The organism is Pontibacter sp. H249 (genome assembly GCF_037892465.1).
In the GTDB taxonomy this organism is placed as follows: domain Bacteria; phylum Bacteroidota; class Bacteroidia; order Cytophagales; family Hymenobacteraceae; genus Pontibacter.
The window spans coordinates 222,095-241,655 of sequence record NZ_JBBKTR010000004.1; the positions used below are offsets into that span (position 1 = coordinate 222,095).

General features: G+C 43.8%; 18 protein-coding genes. 6 read left to right on the forward strand and 12 right to left on the reverse strand.

Features of this window, described 5'->3' with window-relative positions; all coding sequences use genetic code 11:
• Positions 1-43 precede the first annotated feature (43 nt).
• The 3 genes from WG943_RS07885 (at position 44) to WG943_RS07895 (ending at position 3,020) form a co-directional block, all read left to right on the forward strand.
• On the forward strand, positions 44-1,078 hold the full coding sequence (locus tag WG943_RS07885; protein ID WP_340407992.1) for a sensor histidine kinase: 1,035 nt from the start codon (positions 44-46) through the stop codon (positions 1,076-1,078).
• Positions 1,047-1,778, forward strand: coding sequence for a LytR/AlgR family response regulator transcription factor (locus WG943_RS07890; RefSeq protein WP_340407993.1), 732 nt, complete (start codon positions 1,047-1,049; stop codon positions 1,776-1,778). The genes WG943_RS07885 and WG943_RS07890 overlap by 32 nt, the downstream gene beginning before the upstream one ends.
• 375 nt (positions 1,779-2,153) lie before the next feature.
• Entirely contained in the window at positions 2,154-3,020 is an 867-nt protein-coding gene (locus tag WG943_RS07895) for a sterol desaturase family protein (protein WP_340407994.1), read from the forward strand.
• A 121-nt stretch (positions 3,021-3,141) separates the two neighbouring features.
• Here WG943_RS07895 and WG943_RS07900 read toward each other — a convergent pair whose 3' ends face one another.
• From WG943_RS07900 to WG943_RS07910, 3 genes are all read right to left on the reverse strand, one after another.
• Entirely contained in the window at positions 3,142-4,026 is an 885-nt protein-coding gene (locus tag WG943_RS07900; RefSeq protein WP_340407996.1) for an alpha/beta fold hydrolase, read from the reverse strand.
• Positions 4,027-4,226: 200 nt separating this feature from the next.
• A complete protein-coding gene (locus WG943_RS07905) occupies positions 4,227-4,937 on the reverse strand; it encodes a TIGR04283 family arsenosugar biosynthesis glycosyltransferase (protein ID WP_340407997.1) in 711 nt (236 codons plus the stop codon).
• 413 nt (positions 4,938-5,350) lie between these two features.
• On the reverse strand, positions 5,351-6,067 hold the full coding sequence (locus tag WG943_RS07910; RefSeq protein WP_340407999.1) for an FkbM family methyltransferase: 717 nt from the start codon (positions 6,065-6,067) through the stop codon (positions 5,351-5,353).
• A 398-nt stretch (positions 6,068-6,465) separates the two neighbouring features.
• Here WG943_RS07910 and cphA point away from each other — a divergent pair, with 398 nt between their 5' ends.
• Positions 6,466-9,096 carry a cyanophycin synthetase gene (cphA, locus tag WG943_RS07915; RefSeq protein ID WP_340408001.1) on the forward strand — a complete coding sequence of 877 codons (2,631 nt, stop codon included), beginning with the start codon at positions 6,466-6,468 and terminating at the stop codon, positions 9,094-9,096.
• Between the two features lie 28 nt (positions 9,097-9,124).
• Here the strand turns inward: cphA and WG943_RS07920 are convergent, their stop codons facing one another.
• The 5 genes from WG943_RS07920 to WG943_RS07940 all read right to left on the reverse strand — a co-directional run bounded on the left by WG943_RS07920 (position 9,125) and on the right by WG943_RS07940 (position 13,242).
• A complete protein-coding gene (locus tag WG943_RS07920; protein WP_340408003.1) occupies positions 9,125-10,069 on the reverse strand; it encodes a hypothetical protein in 945 nt (314 codons plus the stop codon).
• 202 nt (positions 10,070-10,271) lie between these two features.
• Positions 10,272-10,472 (reverse strand): hypothetical protein, encoded by a 201-nt coding sequence (locus tag WG943_RS07925; protein ID WP_340408005.1) that lies wholly within the window; start codon positions 10,470-10,472, stop codon positions 10,272-10,274.
• A 3-nt stretch (positions 10,473-10,475) separates the two neighbouring features.
• Positions 10,476-11,564 carry a toxic anion resistance protein gene (locus WG943_RS07930; protein ID WP_340408006.1) on the reverse strand — a complete coding sequence of 363 codons (1,089 nt, stop codon included), beginning with the start codon at positions 11,562-11,564 and terminating at the stop codon, positions 10,476-10,478.
• Between the two features lie 5 nt (positions 11,565-11,569).
• The gene (locus WG943_RS07935; RefSeq protein ID WP_340408007.1) at positions 11,570-12,010 is read right to left on the reverse strand and encodes a hypothetical protein; all 441 of its coding nucleotides are present in this window, start codon (positions 12,008-12,010) and stop codon (positions 11,570-11,572) included.
• Between the two features lie 272 nt (positions 12,011-12,282).
• A complete protein-coding gene (locus tag WG943_RS07940) occupies positions 12,283-13,242 on the reverse strand; it encodes a CvpA family protein (RefSeq protein WP_340408009.1) in 960 nt (319 codons plus the stop codon).
• 173 nt (positions 13,243-13,415) lie between these two features.
• Here WG943_RS07940 and WG943_RS07945 point away from each other — a divergent pair, with 173 nt between their 5' ends.
• Positions 13,416-14,549 carry an MBL fold metallo-hydrolase gene (locus tag WG943_RS07945; protein WP_340408011.1) on the forward strand — a complete coding sequence of 378 codons (1,134 nt, stop codon included), beginning with the start codon at positions 13,416-13,418 and terminating at the stop codon, positions 14,547-14,549.
• Positions 14,550-14,781: 232 nt separating this feature from the next.
• On the opposite strand, the gene WG943_RS07950 is transcribed toward WG943_RS07945, so the two are convergent.
• From WG943_RS07950 to WG943_RS07965, 4 genes are all read right to left on the reverse strand, one after another.
• Positions 14,782-15,603 (reverse strand): hypothetical protein, encoded by an 822-nt coding sequence (locus WG943_RS07950; protein WP_340408013.1) that lies wholly within the window; start codon positions 15,601-15,603, stop codon positions 14,782-14,784.
• A gap of 418 nt (positions 15,604-16,021) precedes the next feature.
• Positions 16,022-17,467 (reverse strand): hypothetical protein, encoded by a 1,446-nt coding sequence (locus WG943_RS07955; protein WP_340408014.1) that lies wholly within the window; start codon positions 17,465-17,467, stop codon positions 16,022-16,024.
• Entirely contained in the window at positions 17,461-18,003 is a 543-nt protein-coding gene (locus WG943_RS07960; protein WP_340408015.1) for an RNA polymerase sigma factor, read from the reverse strand. Before WG943_RS07960 ends, WG943_RS07955 begins: the two co-directional genes overlap by 7 nt.
• Before the next feature lie 78 nt (positions 18,004-18,081).
• A complete protein-coding gene (locus WG943_RS07965) occupies positions 18,082-18,795 on the reverse strand; it encodes an Ig-like domain-containing protein (protein ID WP_340408016.1) in 714 nt (237 codons plus the stop codon).
• A gap of 201 nt (positions 18,796-18,996) precedes the next feature.
• Here WG943_RS07965 and WG943_RS07970 point away from each other — a divergent pair, with 201 nt between their 5' ends.
• A complete protein-coding gene (locus WG943_RS07970) occupies positions 18,997-19,551 on the forward strand; it encodes a 3'-5' exonuclease (RefSeq protein ID WP_340408018.1) in 555 nt (184 codons plus the stop codon).
• Positions 19,552-19,561: the final 10 nt, after the last annotated feature.

The window sequence follows — 19,561 nt, forward strand, 5'->3', positions numbered from 1 at the left end:
GATTTGACCGAAGCGGAATGACAGGATAAAATACCTTTACTCCATGAATAGAATAAAAAAAGTATTAGCACTTATTCACATCATCCCGTGGGCTTTTGCTTTGCTGAATTTTACTGTAGAAGTTTTGGTAAATGACAGGCCCTTCAGGCCTCAGGCATTATTAATAGGGTTATATGTTTTTTATGCCCATCTATACATTTTCACGAAATACCTAAATAAAAAGAAATACCAATCCTACCTCTGGTACCTGATTTGGATCTTTTTGACTGGCCCTCTTCCCTTTTTAGTATTTGCAATTTTTGTAAATGGAAAAGTTAGCACATGGATGGGTTTTCTGAATTACTATAGTAATTCTATATCAATCGTTATTATTTTCATTCTTACGAGCACTCTTGTCGGAGTTATCCAGAACCTGATTATCAATACAGTAAAAAAAGAACAGCTAGAGAAACAGGCTATTAACACAGAGCTTGTTTATTTGAAGTCACAGATCAACCCGCATTTTCTTTTCAATACCCTTAATAACATCCACACCTTAGTGTATACTCAGGATTCTGCAGCACCTGAAGCCATGATGCGTCTTTCTTCACTGATGCGCTACATGATCTATGAATCCAATGCCTCAACTGTTCCACTTTCCACAGAGATAGATTATCTACAAGACTATATAAGCCTGCAGCAGCTGCGATATAAGGCAACACCCGTTGTAGACTTTCAAGTAGAGGGAAACACAGAGACCTGCCATGTGGCACCGCTGTTGTTTATCCATCTTCTTGAGAATACCTACAAACATAGTCCGTCTCGATTAAAACCATGCTCCATAAAGGTGAGGATAGAGGTAAAAGAAAATGTGCTTGTTGCGACTTTTCAAAATCCCATAGGGAAAAAAACAGGTAACTTACTGGAAGAACCAGGTGGGATTGGATTTACGAATGTGCAAAAAAGGCTGCAATTACTTTACCCGAAACAGCATAGCCTAGTAATTGATAAAAATGATGAAGTCTTCACTGCTGAATTAAAAATTACAAATCTTCACACCCAGACCAATGAAAAAAAAGCTCAGCTGCTACATAATTGATGATGAGCATCTGGCTCAGAAAATACTGGAAAAGTATGTAGCTAAAGTTTCCTTTCTGGAGCACAAAGGTAGCTTTGAGAGTCCGTTAGAGGCAGTTGATCAAATGGACATTGATAAGCCCGACCTGCTATTTTTGGATATAAATATGCCTGATCTGGATGGACTCAGTTTCATACCTATGCTGAATCCAAAACCGAAAATCATCCTGACAACTGCCTATGACCAATATGCCCTGAAAGCTTTTGATCTAGAGGTGAAAGATTACCTGTTAAAGCCCATTTCTTTCGAACGCTTTTACAAAGGAGTACTCCGAATTTATCAAGAGCTGAATCCGCAGCACCAGCCGGAGCTAGTAGAAGCGAATGTAGTGCCTAAAAACGAGCAGGAATACGTTTTTATAAAAGCAGGTACTCGAATTCAAAAGATTGACATCCGCGATATTTTATTTATCGAAGGAATGAAAGATTATCTCCGAATCCATACCAATAAGGAAAAGATAATGACCTTGATGAGTTTTGCTAAAATACAGGAACTGCTACCTGACAGAAAAATTGTCCGGGTGCATAAATCCTTTATGGTTGCCATCGATAAAATAGATCACATCGAAAAAAACAGGATTAGAATAGCTGATCAAATTATACCAATCAGTAGTACGTATGCAGACACGTTTTATAAAGTATTGAAAGATTTTAAAGACTAGTATTCCTGGAAGGCTGAAAGAATAACCAAATAACTGTTGGCTATCTTAACAGGCCACTGCTACTAAGGATTGTACTTCTACTAGTAAACATCACCCGTTCGATTTAACTTTTTAAAATAAAGATTATACTCTCCCAAAGGGGGCCATGACTACACTGTAGTGGCCAATTTTACATTAAGAATCCTCTGAAGTTTTAAAAGCTATAGTATAATAGCTGTATCAACCACCGTATTCTTAAACTTTATAGCTTTTATAGGTACACATTATCTATAGCTGCGTATGGGTATATAAAATAACTCGAAGCCATAGTAGTTATCATAATAACACATCTACTATAAGCACTTAAAAGACAAGAGTCTACGCCATACTTGCGACATGAAAATTAGGTTTCCATATTTCGATTACCTGGGTATGCCTCTACTCGGAGCTGCGGCTGTTATTTTTTTTGTTGTTGAGTCTAAAAGGCAACTGCGACAACGGACAAGATCTAAAGTTGATCGTTTAAAAGAAAACACTAGTGTAGCAGCCGTAGCGCTTCCAGCATTAAGGTTCCTGTTATTACCTTGTAGTTATTTGGCAGCAAAGCACGCTACTGAAAGACAGTTTGGCCTGCTTCATTGGGCCAGGCTGCCAAAATGGGGAAAGTATATAGCTGGTTTTTTATTACTAGATTACTCTAATTACCTGTGGCACGTGTTGCTACATAAATCTAACCTGCTTTGGCGCTTCCATAATGTGCATCACATAGATATGGACCTGGACCTATCTACAGCCTGGCGTTTTCATGTCGGCGAAAACATAGCCTCAGTTCCTTATCGAAGTACTGCCGTTGCCTTAATTGGTGTACCAGCTCCGCTTGTGTTGTTTTACGAAGTAATTTTTGAAGGCTGTACGGCTTTTCATCATTCTAACATGCGACTGCCATTTAACCTGGAGCGAGGGCTTTGCCGGTTTATAGTTACTCCCCGCATGCACGGCATACACCATTCAATAGTAGCAAAAGAAACAAACAGTAACTACTCAGTTATATTCTCGTGGTGGGATAGACTACACAAAACTCTGCAACTGCATGTTACACAGGATGAAATAGTAATTGGCGTACCTGCTTACAGAGATCCAAAGGAGCAGACTCCACTAAAACTTTTTACTATGCCGTTTAAGAAACAAAGAGCTTGGCGCCTGCCAGACGGTACAGTACCAGAACGTAAAGAGCAATACCCCTTGCACCGTTTATGTCCGTAGTTATACTTTTAAATCAGGTCTGCCTCGCTAAAAAGTAAGGCAAATTCGGCAAACTCTATAAGACACCATCTTATAGTATATTCAAACAACTTTAATAAACCGGAAAACTAGATCTACTAATTTATACTTTAGCGCTGTTTGCTAACTGCACTACCAGTAATGCGATTTCCTCAGGTTTCTCCTCCTGCAGAAAGTGTTTGGAATCAAGCTTATGCACTGTGTTTAGATTAGCGGCCTCCTTGATTTCTTCCCCGAAGCGATCATAGTTTAGCCCTGGGTCATCGGCTCCCCATATAGCCTGTATCGGATAAGGTACATTCTCCACAGCCTCGTAACAGAGCTTTTTAAACTCTTCTGACTTCTGAAAATTCCGCATGATCTTCAGAAAAGCTTTTCCCCCGTCACCTCGCTTGAGCAAGTCCACGTAAGCGTTTACTTCTTCCTTTGGTAAGGCATCGGCATGGTTTACCCCTAATTGGGAGAAGAGTAGGTACCAGGTAGAATGTGCAATAGATTTAAGCTCCGCCTCTCCCAGCAATGGTATTTCGAATGGGCGCATCGGCAACGGCTTTTTAAACTTGTCTACCTCAATCCAAGTGTTCAAGATAGTTAAGGAAAGTATTTTATCCTTATTCTCCGCTGCCATGGCAAATCCAATGGGCCCGCCAATGTCATGAACAAGCAGGTGGTACTTCTCAATACCCATCACTTCGGTTGCACGGGCACAGAAGCGGGCAAAATTGTGAAAAGTGTATTCAAAATCTTCGGGTCTGTCAGATAGGCCTAGACCTGGTAGGTCAACGGACACGCCTCGCATACCTCTAGCTGCCAGTGCCTGTATCACCTTACGGTACAGGTAAGATGAAGTAGGCACACCATGGATGCAGAACACTACCTCACCTTCTCCTTCATCTAAAACAAAGGTGTTTATGCCATCCACTACAATGTACTTGCCAGCAGCTTTATGCTGCTCAATTACGTGCTCAACGCTATTATTACCGTTCATAGCTTCTGTGTTTTAACTATACTTCTTACTTATCATGCTATACGCCCCCCTTTACAAACTATAAGTATACTTTTTACCCTACGAAGGTTATTTTATATAAGCATCTCATACCTTAAACAGTTTGGCTTACTACTACACCCCAGCGCTAAAACCTGCAGAAGCGAACAGTTTTAAAGCGGTTAGCAAACGTCTAATTAGTGTCAATCCTGCAGCTTCGACTTTATGATAAGCCTGTTGTAAATAGAAACAAGTTTCTGTTGAGGAACCTTAAGATAGTAGAGCAGCCATATTATCAGAAAAATAAATTGCAGACGGTAAACACCATTTTCACGGTACTTTTGTGCAGATGTTACAACAGCAGCCGGCAACACTTTAAACTGGGTCACTTCTTTTATCCTGTATATTATTTCTTGATCTTCCATTACAACATGGTCTTCACTAAAGCCGCCAATCCGTACAAAATCATACTTTAGTATAAACAGGCTTTGGTCCCCAAACCGTAAGTGGTCCAAGTCAAAGCGTGTGAACCAGGCATTTACTTTTAAAAACCAGTGTTTCTCATCGAACTGCAATCGAAAACAACCAGCGCCAGCTCCTGATCGGCAGTTTTTTATGATATCCTTATGAAAATCAGCAGGTGGAAATGTATCAGCGTGAAGAAAATAGAGAATTTCACCAGTCGCTGAGGCTGCGCCACTATTCATTTGTGCAGCTCTGCCTTTTTTCGGTGAACATACTACTTTTGCTCCTGCCGCGCTAGCCAAAGCAGGTGTATTATCTGTACTGCCTCCATCAGAGACTATTACCTCAAGTATAGACTCACCCCCTGATGTTAATAGGTACTGAACAAGCTGTTGAATCCCCCCCGCCTCATTATATGTAGGAATTACAATACTTATGTTAGCAGGCATGACAGAAAGTAGGTTATAGTAATTTTAAACTTATACTTATGTGTTCGCTATAAGAAGCTTAAAATATTATAACTGATTTTATGAGATGTGGTTTTTTTCTGGCTTTTCGAAATGTAAGTATAGCTTCTTACCTCAAACTAACTTTATGGATGTAAGCACTAGTGCTCATATAAAAACTGAAATTCTGGGGAAGTATAATCATCTACTAAGAACTCCTATTAACTGCGTGTAAATCTTAGTTACAGTTATACCAAGCATCAGTAAATTCTATGAAATAAGGCTAGGGCGGGTTTGCACCACCATATTTACTCATGAAGGATTACGGCATCCTACATAAGAGACATTACATCTAATCAATAAAAACGGCCTCTGGAATCAACTTCCAGAGGCCGTTTTTATTGATTAGATACTACCTATTCTTTTACAAACATATAGTTTCGGTGATAGTCGGTTGGTTTACGGTAAGGGTATTTATCAAATTCCCTGAAACTTATCTTCTTGCCATTTGCAAAAAAGAAGCCTTTGTAGCCCATGTTGGTTAGCAGTGTGAACACCTCACCGCTCTTGGCTTCATCGTGTCCGCACTCAAATAATAAAGTAGGCATAAATTTCTGCAGCGTTTTCTGGCCTCCCTTGAAAACAGAAAGCTCATGACCTTCCACGTCGCATTTTATAAAAGCAAGGTTTTCGATTGGGTTTTTCTCGAAAAACGTATCTAAGGTTGCTAACTCTACTTCAACTTTATGAAGCTGCCCGTCTTCAGATAGATTTTCACCTTCTTTCTGTAGTTTAGCTCCACCTGCACCTATAACAGGTCTAAATAACTCGAACTTTCCCTCCTTATCAGATAAGCCCTTATTAATTACGCTCACATTGCTCAGCCCGAATGCTCTGATTAATTCTTTCAGAAAACCGCCTAATTCAGGCTGAGGCTCAAATGAAATTACGCGGCCTGTTGGGCCTACTTGCTTCGACATCCAGTAGGTATAAATACCTCTGTTAGCACCTATATCAAGTACTGTAGCTCCTTCCATATCCTGGTTTAGCAGGAATTTTATAGACTCTCTTTCGCTCCTTCGCCGGTACCGCCAAAAGCGTGAAACCATGTGTAATTTGTCGATGATGTTCATAATTAGGTTAGTTTAAGCAAAGATTCTAATCAGCAAAACCCATGCTATTGTATTCATATAGCCAGCTTTTTAATCTTCTAAGATAGAAAAAAGATTTTAATAACGCGGAACAGGGAATATGGCAGAAAGGGATAAGTATGTATTTAACACCTAAGTATAAATGGCAGATAATTAGTGTATAAATCTCTGAATTTAGGTCATAGTGCTCCAATCAGGGATTTTACCAGTTCCTTATACTTAGTTTTTAGCTACAGTCGCACATTTTAGCATTCTTAGTCTTTCTTTGCCAGGCCAATTACGTATAATAATTAACCTTCTGCACCATCTTCCTACCAGATTAGCACTACATACTAGATGCCTGATTAAAAGGTACAATTACAACTGTATAGAACACTGCTATGAAAATTATCGAACTTAAGGTTATGCGTGGGCCTAACTATTGGTCTATTAAGCATCCAAAGATAATTGTGCTGAAAATAGACCTGGAGGAACTGCAGCAGGTACAAAGCAACGAAGTACCACAGCTGGCGCATAAACTTCAAAAGCTTTTCCCTGGCATTTACAAACACCGATCTTCAGAAGGCACAGAAGGAGGATTTATAAGACTTGTAAACGAAGGCACTCCTTTGAGCAAAGTAGCAATGCACATTGCACTCGAACTGCAAACTATGGCAGGGATGGTATGTAGTTACGGAAGGCGCTACGGAACCAAGCAGGCAGGGGTAGACTATGTTGTTTACTCTTACCAGGAAGAAAGAGCAGGCGTGTATGCAGCAGAAGCAGCCATAAAAATTACAGAGGCACTGGCCCGCAACGAGAAAGTGAATGTAATACAGGATGTGGCTAAGCTACACCAGATCCGCGAAGATGAGTATTTTGGTCCATCTACAGAAGCAATTGTGCAGGAGGCCATTAACCGGAACATCCCCTACATCCAAAACCAGGCCAGCGAACTGATACACCTCGGATATGGTGTGTACCAGAAACACATACAGGCAGCCATGTGCAGCAATACATCTTGTTTTGCTGTAGAGAATGCCAGCGATAAGAACAGAACCAAACTAATCTTACAAGAAGGCGGAATCCCGGTTCCGCAGGGCAGAACTGTAAAAAGTACACGTGAACTAGAAAAGGCTGTAGATGAATTAGGATTCCCGATCGTGACCAAACCACTTTTCGGAAATCAGGGAAAAGGCGCCAGTATAAACCTCTCTACCTGGAAAGATGCTCTTAAGGGATTTTTGGAAGCACAGCGCCACTCACAGGAGGTAATGGTGGAGCAGTATATTCAAGGCGATGATTACAGATTGCTTGTGATAGACGGAAAATTTATTGCCGCTGCCAAACGAACACCGGCCATGGTTACAGGCGATGGCACGTCCACGATCAGGCAGCTGGTGAACCAGGTAAACAAAGACCCCAGAAGAGGCATAGGGCACGAAAAAGCCCTTACCCACATTAAAATCGATAAAATAAGCCGCCGTATTCTCCGTGAAAAAGGGCTTTCACTCCAATCTATTATACCAGCCGGTGAGATACTGTACCTGAAAAGTACAGCTAACTTAAGTACAGGTGGTACCGCCACTGATGTAACAGACCTGGTGCACCCTTATAATGTATTAATGGCAGAACGTATTGCCGGTATCATTGGCCTTGATATTTGTGGTATTGATGTGATGACCACTGACATAGCCATACCATTACCGGAAACCCGGGGCGCTGTGATCGAGGTAAACGCTGCGCCGGGTTTAAGGATGCATATTTCGCCTACCGAAGGCCTGCCACGTAATGTAGCCGAACCGATCATTAATATGCTTTTTCCGCATAAATCACCCTCACGCATTCCAATTGTGGCTGTTACCGGAACCAATGGTAAAACGACTACTACGCGGCTAATAGCACATATACTAAATTTTAAAGGGCATAAAGTCGGCTACACCACCACCGACGGTATCTATATACAAGGCAATAAGATAATAAAAGGCGATACTACAGGCGCTTACAGCAGCGAGTTTGTACTGAAAGACCCAACCGTAAACTATGCGGTTTTGGAGTGTGCAAGGGGTGGCATGCTTCGATCCGGCCTTGCCTTTACCCAATGCGACATCGGCATTGTAATGAACGTATCAGAAGACCACTTGGGGCTAGGCGATATACATACCGTTGAAGATATGGCTAAAGTAAAAGCCGTTATACCAAAAACAGTCTGCTCGAATGGCTATGCGGTTCTGAACGCTGACGACGACTTAGTTTATAATATGGCTGCCGGCCTACACTGCAAGGTTGCTCTGTTTAGTTTAGATGAAGACAATCCACGCATTACAGAGCACATTACAAAAGGAGGACTGGCAGCTGTTTATGAAAGCGGCTTTATCTCCATCTTCAAAAACACCTATAAAATTAGGGTAGACCGTGTGGCAGATATACCGCTTACCTTTGGCGGCAAAGCCAAATTTAATATTTATAACGTGCTGGCGGCCACCCTTGCCGGGTATATCTCGCACATGGAGATAAATGAGATCAAAACTGCAATGCGCACGTTTATACCATCCCCCGAAACTACTCCAGGCCGCATGAACATGTTTAAACTGCCTAAAGCTGATGTTTTGATTGACTATGCACACAATATTGCCAGTATGCAGGCCATCAGCGACTTTATCAATAACACAGAGGCTCATACTAAAATTGGAATTATTGCAGGTATCGGCGACCGCCGCGACGAGGATATGATTGAAATAGGCCGACTGGCCGCTCAGGTATTTGACGAGATTATTATACGCCGTGACAAAGACCTCCGCGATCGCAACGGAGAGGACATAAACAACCTGCTAAAAGAAGGTATTTTTAGCGTAAAGCCAGAGCTGGAGCCTAAGGAGATACATCAGGAAACCCGTGCACTGGCCTATGCCCTGGAATATGCGCCGGAAGGAGCTTTTATAGCTTTATTCTCTGAAGATATACCAGAAGCAATTAAGCTGGTTGAAGATTTCAGGGTAATACAGCACCGGAAGAGCAACCAGGAACAGTAATGGAAATCAAGAACTCAAAATTAGAAATTTATGCTCTTCCCTGGCGGTATGTTTTTACGGGGTAAAGGCGGTAGTCTTGTAGATTTAAGGCATAGGCACAACCGTTCCAATTTAGTACGGGGGCATACATAGACTGACCACGCCCATAACCGCCGGGCACGGACATAACAGTATTACCCATATAAGTAAGCGTATCTGCCTTTATGCCTAGCCGTGATGCCACATGTGCCACAAAAGCCTCTTTATCTGCCTCTCCAGAAGTAAAGCCTATTTCGCCTGGTTTTTTGCTGCCATGTTCCAGCTCTCTTACATAGTATATTTTTGAAAAAGTATCTATAGAAATAGTAGGCAGTGATAAAGCCAGTGGATCAGCCGGTAGGGTTTGCGTTTGTACCGGAGTCATAGAACCCTGACTGGCAACCCGCTTCACCATTTCAGAAACCTTCTGCGCTGTGTAAATGCCTTTTACCGTCTCAGACTCTATTCTGCGTATCACATCCTCCACTTTATCTTCGAAAGGGCGTGTAGCAGTTTGCTGAGGCACCCGTTGCCTGTGCGGCCGTTGTGGCTGTGGCTGTGGTTTAACTTGTGGAGCAGCTTTAATAACTGGCTCCGGAACAGGTGTAGCTACTGCTGCCGGTGCCGCATGCCGCAGGTGTACTTCAATAATTACTGAGAAGGTATTTATAAAATGATCTGTGTGCTGCACATGAAATAACTCCAGCTCATGTACCCTTTTTTTTGAAAGCAGGTAACCATGTATCTTCTTCGTTTTCTCCAGAACAGTCTTAAGTTTCTCCGCGTGGGGCGTGTTTTTATACTTTTGATAGAGATCGTTCAGCACATGAAGCCTTTTGTTCGAGTGCTGTACATACATTGCCTCCTTTGCGCCTGGTGCTGCCGGGGCTCCTGCCACCGTTCTGTAACCAGCTGGTCTGCCCATACCAAAAAGAGAACGTAAGAAGTTGATCATGTAATGCTTAGCTGTAGTTATGTGCTGCTATATTAACGTAGAGCAGCCTGAAACATTAATTTTTTTTTAAGTGACGATAACCTTGATATAGACCCTTATTGTAGCATAATTACCTGCTGCCTCTATTTATACTTTGGTAATGTTATTTATACTTTATGCCAAAAGTATAAGCTCAAGATGCACGCAAGCTTGTCTCAAGAATTCAGGTTCGCTTTTTTGTAAGCATACGTTTCAGGTGAGTGGTTTCTATGGCGATGGCGGTTTTTTCGGCCTGCCTTAGCTCCTCGTAAAAGCTGTCAAGTTCCTGAATGTACAGGTCCAGCAACTCATCCTGCTCCTGTGTAAGCACAATACCCTCTGCAGCAGGTGTACTGGGTCTTTGTCCGCTTCTGTAAATGGCCATACTTTACTCTACTTCTATTTGCTTTGATTTGCCAAAGGTGCCGATAATCTTGTTGTTCAGCTCTTCTTGTACAGTTGCCAGCTCTTTTACGGCTTCTTCGCGCTTCTTGCTTCCTTCTTCTGATATCTTGATTACTGCATCCAGCGTTTCTACCATATCGCGGTTTACTTTCTTTAGGGTATCCACATCTACAATGCCACGCTCGTTTTCCTGTGCTGTAATTACAACATTCTTCTTTAGCAGCTCAGAGTTTTTCCGGAGCATTTCGTTTGTAGTATCCGTTATTTTTTTCTGGATCTCAAGGGCTTTACGCTGCTTCTCCAGCCCCAGGGCAATGGCTACCTGTTGGCGCCACACCGGGATAACGGTGGTAATGGAGTTTTGTATCTTCTGGGCCAGCACATCGTTTGCCGTCTGTATCATGCGTATCTGCGGCATCGATTGGGTAGCTATAGTATGCGACAGCATAAAATCATGCACTTTCTTCTCCAGCCTGTCCTTAAAGGCGATCATGTCGCTCAGTCGCTGTATAGCAAGTTCGTCCTGGTTGCTGCGCTCAACTTCATCCTGCAAAGCTGGAATGGTATCATTCTCCAGCTCCTCAATCTTCATTTTACCGGCTGCTATTACGGCTCTTATTTCATGAATGTATTCCACTGCCTGGTTGAACATTACTTCCAGGCTGGTTGTGTCTTTCATAACGCTCTGGCGGGTTTTCTCCAGCTTCACCACCACATCATCCACATTCTCCGACACTGAATTATACTGGCTGGCTAAGCGCTTGGCTCTGTCTTTTACCTTACCGGCAAATGGCAGGCGCGAAAAAAAGCCCCGCTTCTCCTCCACCTCGTCAATTTTGATCATGTTGATCTGGGCCAGCAGTTCATTAATGGCCGCACCGGCATCGCCGGAGTCTTTGGCTTTTACCTTTGTAAGGAGTTCGTTGGAGTAATGGCCGAGCTTTCGCTGGGTTTCAACACCAAAATTGCTCAGGGAATCAGGATTTTTAGGGTCGATGGTTTTAGAGATGGCCAGGGCTCTTTGCTGAATCAGCTCCTGGTTTTCGGCTACGGTGATTTCTTTTTCTGCCATGTTACTTAGGTTCCGAATTGGTTTTTAGAATAGGTATTCAGGGTATGCAGGTATTTTTTAATGTTTTCGTGACGCTCGGTGGTCTCGTACCATTCAATTTCCTCCAGTGGCAAATACTCTCCCAGCAGGTCCTGTACTTCGCGTAGCAGGGCATCTCCTTTTTTGGTACGGAACTCCGGATTTTTATACTGTGCACTCAGGTACTGCACCTTTACCAGGCCTGTTTGCGTTACTGCCAGTTCCTTTACCTCCACTACCAGCTCCGAGGACTGGCTGTGCTCTGTTACTACGGTTTTATAAAGGCCTTTATTACCTTCTTCGAGGGCGGCTATACCTTTGGCTTTTAGCTCTTCTACTGTTTTTTGTAAACGGTGGTTCGGCCTGATATAGTATCCAAAAACATACCCCAGCACTGCCCCAATCACAAACGTCCAGAAAATGATCATGATGGTACTATTTATGAGAATTGTTGATTATACTTTCTATACGGGAAAACTTGAATTATTGTCTGAATCAGTACTTTCAGGGCAAATAGATAAACAGGATTTTCTCCCGTGCCGGATTGCGCATCCTGGTAGTGAAGAGGGTAATGCCGTCAGTTAACTGAATCTCGAATCAGTGTGTCAATACGACCTGCAGGAGAAATGACAGCCTTTGATTATATTTATTACATAAGAGTCTAGAGTTAGGTAAACAAATAACTACCTCCCATTGCCTCTCAATTCCTAAAGTTCTGAGTGATCATAAGTTTACCGGGGCCTCCTCTCATAACACCAATACCTACCCTGCCATAGCGATTGTTCAGGATGTTGGCTCTGTGGCCGGGGGAGTTCATTAGGCCTTCGTGAGCAATAGAAAGACTTGGTGCCAAGGCAAGATTCTCGCCTGTAACCCTAAATCTGATACCGGCAGCTCTCACTCTGTCGCCTGCATCTACGCCTTCTGGGGAGTAGTGGGAGAAATACCCTCTCCTGAACATGTCGGCGCTGTGCCGGCGGGCTACTGCACGCAGGGCTGTATCTGGCTGAAGAGGCCTTAAGCCGTTTGAAACACGCTCCTGATTTACCAGCTCCAGCATGCGCTCTTCCAGGTCTGCCTGCGGTACAGATTCTGCTATAGTATAAGGTAATGGTACCGATTCGCCGGACTCCGGGTTGACAGTAAGGTTATTCAAGCTGCGTTGAACGGCCTCCTCAAAAACAGGTGTAAGAGAAGCCTCTGCCCGATAAGCATAAGCAGCAAAACGATTGGCGACAGAACTTCGCTGTACCCTTACTTCCAGCTCTTTTGGCAGCGGGAAGGCCAGCAGCAACACCGCCACAATCGCCACTGTTATCACACCGCTTAGAGATCCAGGCACCAGGCCAAGCAGCTGGTTAAGTTTACTGCTGTGCACATCGGGGTGCAGCCGGTCAAGCAGCAGCGACTCCAGGTACGATAACAGGATTCCGGCTAGCAACACTGCTATAAAGAACGCAAGCGGCATCAGCCATACTTCTTCCCAGTCCAGGAAGAGGCCCAGCAAATCAGCAATATCAGGGTAAAAACGCAGTCCGATAACCAGGCAGCCAATCCAGCGCACCAAATCTAGCACACCATAAATAAAGCCGCGCCGCGCTCCGTTTATCGCGCCACCCACTATCATCAACAGCAGTATTATGTCTACAAAATTGAGCATACTTGAAGCATAGGTTCCAGGCACTTTATCACGTTTACGAAATTTTGCTCTCGAGTTTAGTGATGTTAAGTAGCGCTTAAAATAAAACAATTGTAGTAAACATTTTATAACCTCTGCCTGTCTTCTTAAGTTGGCACCTCATTAAGCGAGCAAATGCTGTACATTAGATCATCATGAAGAAATTTATCAAGCTTACCCTGTATGTGCTCGGCGTTATAATAATAGCTATCATAGCAGGATGCTCTTTAACAAAATTTGCCCCACAGTTTGGCGATGAGGCCACAGGTCAACGCCTGGAAACTATACTTCAGTCTCCTAATTTCAGGAACCGTGAATTTCAGAACCCTGTAGAAACTAACATGGATCTGGGTTTTAAAGAAGGTATAAAAGCAATCACATCAAGGCTTTTTGGGGTAGAGGATGATCTTACACCGGCATATACGATCGCTGCCCTAAAGCTGGACTCAAGCAAACTAGCTGCAGCTCAGGACACGGCTACCGTTATCACCTGGCTGGGACATTCTGCCTTTTTAGTTGAGATAGACGGCAAACGTTTACTCCTGGACCCCATGCTGGGAGAAAGGGCCTCTCCTTTTGGCTTTATGGGTCCGAAGCGATTCTCCGAATTGCCAATTACCCTCGAAGCGCTTCCTAAAATAGATGCTGTACTTATCTCGCATGACCATTACGACCACCTGGACCATACTTCTATTAAACAACTGGAGGAAAAAACAACTCATTTTTTCGTACCACTTGGGGTTGGTGCTCACCTGGAGCGTTGGGGGGTGCCAGCAAGTAAAATCACGGAGCTGGATTGGTGGCAGGAGGCTACCTTTAACGGGCTCACCTTTGCCTCTACTCCATCACGTCACTTTTCCGGGCGCAGCCTCTCCGACAGAATGCAAACCCTCTGGACTTCATGGGTTATACGGGGGAGCAGGGACAGAATTTTCTTCAGCGGCGACAGTGGTTACTTTGATGGTTTTAAGGAGATCGGTGAAAAGTATGGCCCTTTTGATATTACACTCATGGAAAACGGCCAGTACAACGAGCTTTGGTCTAACATACACATGATGCCCGAGCAGGCCGTGCAAGCGCACATCGATCTGAAAGGCAAACTGCTGATGCCCATACATTGGGGTACCTTTGCCCTTGCACTACACAGCTGGAACGAGCCAATCGAGCGCATTACGGCAAAAGCAAAAGAACTGCAGGTGCCCATTACCACGCCTCGCATCGGAGAGCCTGTTATACTGCACCGGAAGGCACCGCAGCAGGAATGGTGGCTAGAGTATGTAGAGAAATGATTGGGTTAAGTAACAAGACCTCTATTTACTTAGTGAATGCCTTTAATGCACTAAAGTATACCCAGTCCTGAACATACCCAAAGGTGATTCTTCGCTTGTATAAAAAAGCCCAGATTTAAAGGAAAAGCATATGACAGGGTGTAGGTAGGATTTTACATTTTGAAGTAAGTAGCAGAAAAAGAACAGCCGCCATACTTTAGGTACAGCGGCTGCTTTTTATATTTCAATAGTATTAATAATTATACGTCTCGGTGTAGGCAGGCTGTTCCGGATAAGGCTCCAGCTTTAGAGTACGATCTTTAGGCATGCCCGATGCATGGTAAGTATAAGTATACAGTTCCTTGTTCAGGCCAGGATCTCTGAAGCCGGGGTTATTAGTATGTAATTTTACGCCTGGTAAGTAGAGCGAAGATAATGCATAAGGTAAAGGATTAGGTTTATTATCATAATTACCCCACTTTATGGTACTAGGGCCACGCATTACATCCGGCTGGTCACTTAACCACCATTTTATTACCTGCTCAGTAAGGTTACCGCTTGCATCATACTTAAAATCTGAAATGCTGGTCTTCTCCCAGTTTGGCCCCAGGTAGGTAATTGTAGTTTGCTTTACCAGCTTATCACCATTATATGCAAAAGTATAGTCAAATTTTTTCTGATGATCTGTAAAGTATACAATAGCCTTTTCTACTTTATCATTGTTGTACGTATAAAGTAAGTATTCGCCATTTTTAAAATTGAGTCTTGCCGGCCTGTTCCCTTCATAAACCACCGTATAACCTAGATCGGCTTGAAAGGTATAACTTACCTCTACCAACCTGTTTTGTGCATCGTATTTGAAGATATCTGTACCAAACTGTTTTAGTACATTGCTGGTAGTTACAGGTGGCGGCGTTGGGGCTTGTGGCGTACTTGGCGCAGGAGCTCCAGTTGATGGACCTGCTGGCGTATTTGGAAGAATATCCTCCTTGTCGCAGGCCGTGAACAAAAGTGCAGACATGCTTAAGCCTGCAATCAATAAGATTTGATTTGGTTTCATGGTAATAGGTTTCATAGTTTTATTTGATGGTAAGACAAGACCTTGTGCTGAACCGTTGCCTGCTGCTCTAAATATTTATTAATTTTTATCCTTCCTCTTAAAGTGCATTCTGTATGAGTATTGGCAGCACAACTGAAGCTGTTGTAGTAATAACCTGAACTACACCCAAGGATGCGAGCAGTACGATTCAAGTGCTAACATTTATTCAATCATGATTTTAAGGAGTAAAGCATAAACAGGTTCTGCGTGGTTAACTTGAGGCGAAGCTGCTGCATTGAGTTGGGACTTGCACCTACAGAAACGCGCACATTTATACTTTTAGGTATACAAAACTATATCTTACACTGAGCGCAAAATAGGGATGGCTATTTAAAGTATGAGGCTGTCTTTTACTTAAAAAAAAACAGGCTCATACTGCAGCATCATTTTATAATCACCGGTTAAACCTACGCTTTAGCTGTACGTTAACCCCCAGCGAGTAAGGTTTCAGGCCTAGTGGTTCGCGTTCCTTAAACGTGGAGCCCAGGAAGTAGCTCATCGTTGGCATCAGCGAAAGTTCGTAGTTGCCTAACACCGATACGTTATAGCCCACGCCCAGCTGCAGGTTGTAATTAGACTGCTCCAGTATGTTTTCTTTAGAAGGAAAAACCACTGTTTCTATCCATTCGCCGTTTACAAATTGCCTGGTGGTGCCTTTTACCAGCAGGTTGGCCCCACCTGCTACTGTCAGGTTTAGCCGGCGTGACTGCGTTTGAAGAAAGTAATAAGTAGCACCCAGTCGAATACCACCGTAGGCATAAGAACTCACAAGCTTACGCTCTTCCGACAGAAGCCTCGACTCCACCACCACTTGCCCGTTACCGGACTGACGTACCGTTAAAGTATCGATAACTCCTTTTGTTAGGGTGTAGGTCACGTTTTCTTTTAGTTGCAACCAGCTAAGACCGCCTTCCAAGAAAAGCCCTGGTACCAGAACTCTGCTATAGGTAGCACCAAATTCATAGCCCATGCGCTCTGGGTCCAGTTGGTTAGCACTGCGAATGCCAGTGATCATTATATCGTCGGTAGTGTTGGGTACAAACTTTCGGAAAGCATAACGTGGAGCAACATATATACCTGCTGTCCATTCGTTTTTGCTGTGCACAACCGGCTGCTGCGGCGCCTTTCTTTTTTCTTTAACAGGTTTATGCGCTGCGGTATCGGCAAGTATACTTTTTGGCTGCTCTTTTTCATCTGAAACAAGCGATTCATCACCTGCTCTTGCCTCTGCTACGGTTGACTCTTCTGCACTTATTGTCTCCCTTTCTTTACCTGTTACGCCGTGTACTATTTGTACAGGCACCCTGTTCAGTAGCTCAGGCTTGGCTCGTTTTGCGCTATCTGTCAGCATGATCAGAGTAACTGGTGTTGCGGGCAATAAAGCTGTTTCTGGTGCCGCAGGTATTACCTTTCCAGATATTACTACTAATGGCTCATCAGCTATTGAAACAGGCTGTTTTTGCAGCACAGGACCAGAAGAAGCAATTATACTTTCCTGAACCTGTTTTGTCTTACTTTTTTCTGCAATTACAGGTACTGGTGCAGGTACAGATCTTGTTTTTTGATCCTTCGGTGTATACTTATCCTCGGTAGCATCAGGAGCTACGCTGCCAATTTCTATACTTCCAGCTGTGTCATCCTTCTGTTCGGTCGGGGTTAGTTGAGTTATAGCAAGGCCGGCAGTTAGCAGCACCAGCAGCGACAGGAGCCACCAGAAAGGGCGCCGGTTATTCTTCGGCTGAACCTCTGCCTGTACACGTTGCCAGCCTGCCAAAGGCGGCTCCTCTTCGAGCTCCAGCATCTTGCGCCTTATCTCTTCAAGTTCTTTATCGGTTAGCATGCTTCAGAGATTTGTTGTTTAAGAAGAATCTTTTTGAGAGCGCTTTTCGCCTTTGCCAACTGCGATTTGGAAGTACCTTCCGAAATGTTCAGTACCTCCCCTATTTCGCGGTGGTTAAAGCCCTCTATCACATACAAGTTAAACACCAGCTTGTAGCCATCCGGCAACTGGTCTATAACTGCCAGCAGCTCCTGCCCTGATATCTGGCTGATGATATCCTCGGAAGAAGCTGTACTTTCTTCGATCGTACTATAATCGAGCTGCTCCTGGTATTTTCGGTTTTTGTGGTAGTGGTTGATGGCTGTGTTCACAAAAATACGCCGGACCCACCCCTCAAAAGAGCCGCCGTTATAAGCATCTATGTTTTTAAAAACCTTCACAAAGGCCTCATGAAATATATCTTCCGCCTCGAAACGGGAACTGGTATAGCGCACGCACACCGCCATCATGCGGCGGGAGTACAGCTGATACAGCTTCTCCTGCGCTGATGCCTTTCCGGCCCTGCACCCAGCAATTATTTCCTGCTCCGAAACCACTTTATTTCTGGTAAAACGTAGACTATAAGCTTAAATTTCTGCTATTGATCCTGTTAAATAAGTAAGCCATGTCGGCTGTTATTGCACTATTATCTTCACTTGTACCTCCTGGTAATCATTGGCATACTCTCCGTTCCAGCCGTTGGGGTAAACCCGGTATGTATAAGTGTCTTCTCCCAAAAAATTCTTTTTCGGGTGATACACCTGTATGATATTCTTCAGTCCTTCAATATAGTCGATGTGTTTCATGGTGCCGTGCTCAGGCCCCATGTATTTAACAGCGAAGCCATTAGGGCCATAGCAAATTTCGTCATTCAAAAACATCCTGAAAGCCTTAGGCTTGTTTCGGGTAGTAATAACGGTATCGGCCACAATGTTTAACTGACACTGAGTGGGGTCTGGGCGAGATTCTACTACCAATCTGATAGTAGCGGTTTTGCAGGTGCCTCCGCTGCATACTTCGTAGGTAAGGCTATCTGTGCCAACATAGCCAGGCTTAGGCTTATAACCCATAATGTTAGGGTTATCGTTGGCATAGTTTGGGTACAGTTGCCCATGCACCGGCTGGCTGTAAGTTATTTTATCGTATACTGCAACTGTATCGTTTACAGCACTAAAAACCCTGCTATCGCGGTCGTTGTACACATACAGCAGGTCGTCGTGCAGCTTAAAATCTGTAAAATGAGAGGGCAGTACGTCACTCTCTACATGCTCGCAGCCCCATAATGTAAGCATGGCTCCGGCCGTGGCCAGGCAAAGTATACTTTTAAGTTTTGTAGGCATTTTTTTCATACTTGTCGGGTTTCTGGTGGTAAGACAAGGCACCCTTTTAAAGCGTTGCCCGACAAAGAAAATAAATATAGAAATTTTTATGATCCCTTGTTTTGCGCCGCTGCCAGATAAATAAATACAGTGTTTTCTTGATACCAAAGCAGCCACTAGTATACTGTGCATGCCTCCGCAGTTTATCTGCTTAAATGCTTACCTTTGGCCATGGATTTTATCACGATTGATTTTGAAACGGCTACCCCGCAGCGAGACAGCCCTTGTGAGATTGGCCTGACGGTAGTGCGAAACAGAAAGATTATCCAAACACGCTCCTGGCTTATTAAGCCCTTATACTACCCGCACTTCAATCCTTTTAATGTAGGTGTGCATGGCATAAAACCTCATGATGTAAAAGACCAGCCGGATTTCAGGGAGCTGTGGCCGGTGCTGCAACCTTACCTGGAAGGGCAGTTTCTGATAGCGCACAATGCCAGTTTTGATATGAGCGTGTTGCGTAAAACACTCGCCACCTACAACCTGCCGCTACCCGAGGCCCGTTATTCCTGCAGCCTCAAGTTTTCAAAAAATATCTGGAAAGGGATGCACAAGTACGACCTGAAAACACTTTGCAACATGCACCGCATTGACTTCCTGCACCACCGGGCCGCCTCCGATGCTGATGCCTGCGCCAGGTTGTCTTTGAAAGCGATGGAGCTGACCGGCACCTTTTCAGAAGTTGAATTTGCCGATAAAATGGGTTGCAAGATCAGCCGGATCTGACAGTTTTATA

Excerpts from the sequence above, each read along its gene's own strand:
- WG943_RS07895 (WP_340407994.1), top strand. The coding sequence starts at position 2,154 with ATGAAAATTAGGTTTCCATATTTCGATTACCTGGGTATGCCTCTACTC.
- WG943_RS07945 (WP_340408011.1), top strand. The coding sequence starts at position 13,416 with ATGAAGAAATTTATCAAGCTTACCCTGTATGTGCTCGGCGTTATAATA.
- cphA (WP_340408001.1), top strand. The coding sequence starts at position 6,466 with ATGAAAATTATCGAACTTAAGGTTATGCGTGGGCCTAACTATTGGTCT.
- WG943_RS07950 (WP_340408013.1), bottom strand. The coding sequence starts at position 15,603 with ATGAAACCTATTACCATGAAACCAAATCAAATCTTATTGATTGCAGGC.
- WG943_RS07885 (WP_340407992.1), top strand. The coding sequence starts at position 44 with ATGAATAGAATAAAAAAAGTATTAGCACTTATTCACATCATCCCGTGG.
- WG943_RS07970 (WP_340408018.1), top strand. The coding sequence starts at position 18,997 with ATGGATTTTATCACGATTGATTTTGAAACGGCTACCCCGCAGCGAGAC.
- WG943_RS07965 (WP_340408016.1), bottom strand. The coding sequence starts at position 18,795 with ATGAAAAAAATGCCTACAAAACTTAAAAGTATACTTTGCCTGGCCACG.
- WG943_RS07890 (WP_340407993.1), top strand. The coding sequence starts at position 1,047 with ATGAAAAAAAAGCTCAGCTGCTACATAATTGATGATGAGCATCTGGCT.
- WG943_RS07910 (WP_340407999.1), bottom strand. The coding sequence starts at position 6,067 with ATGAACATCATCGACAAATTACACATGGTTTCACGCTTTTGGCGGTAC.
- WG943_RS07905 (WP_340407997.1), bottom strand. The coding sequence starts at position 4,937 with ATGCCTGCTAACATAAGTATTGTAATTCCTACATATAATGAGGCGGGG.
- WG943_RS07920 (WP_340408003.1), bottom strand. The coding sequence starts at position 10,069 with ATGATCAACTTCTTACGTTCTCTTTTTGGTATGGGCAGACCAGCTGGT.
- WG943_RS07940 (WP_340408009.1), bottom strand. The coding sequence starts at position 13,242 with ATGCTCAATTTTGTAGACATAATACTGCTGTTGATGATAGTGGGTGGC.
- WG943_RS07925 (WP_340408005.1), bottom strand. The coding sequence starts at position 10,472 with ATGGCCATTTACAGAAGCGGACAAAGACCCAGTACACCTGCTGCAGAG.
- WG943_RS07935 (WP_340408007.1), bottom strand. The coding sequence starts at position 12,010 with ATGATCATTTTCTGGACGTTTGTGATTGGGGCAGTGCTGGGGTATGTT.
- WG943_RS07955 (WP_340408014.1), bottom strand. The coding sequence starts at position 17,467 with ATGCTAACCGATAAAGAACTTGAAGAGATAAGGCGCAAGATGCTGGAG.
- WG943_RS07900 (WP_340407996.1), bottom strand. The coding sequence starts at position 4,026 with ATGAACGGTAATAATAGCGTTGAGCACGTAATTGAGCAGCATAAAGCT.
- WG943_RS07930 (WP_340408006.1), bottom strand. The coding sequence starts at position 11,564 with ATGGCAGAAAAAGAAATCACCGTAGCCGAAAACCAGGAGCTGATTCAG.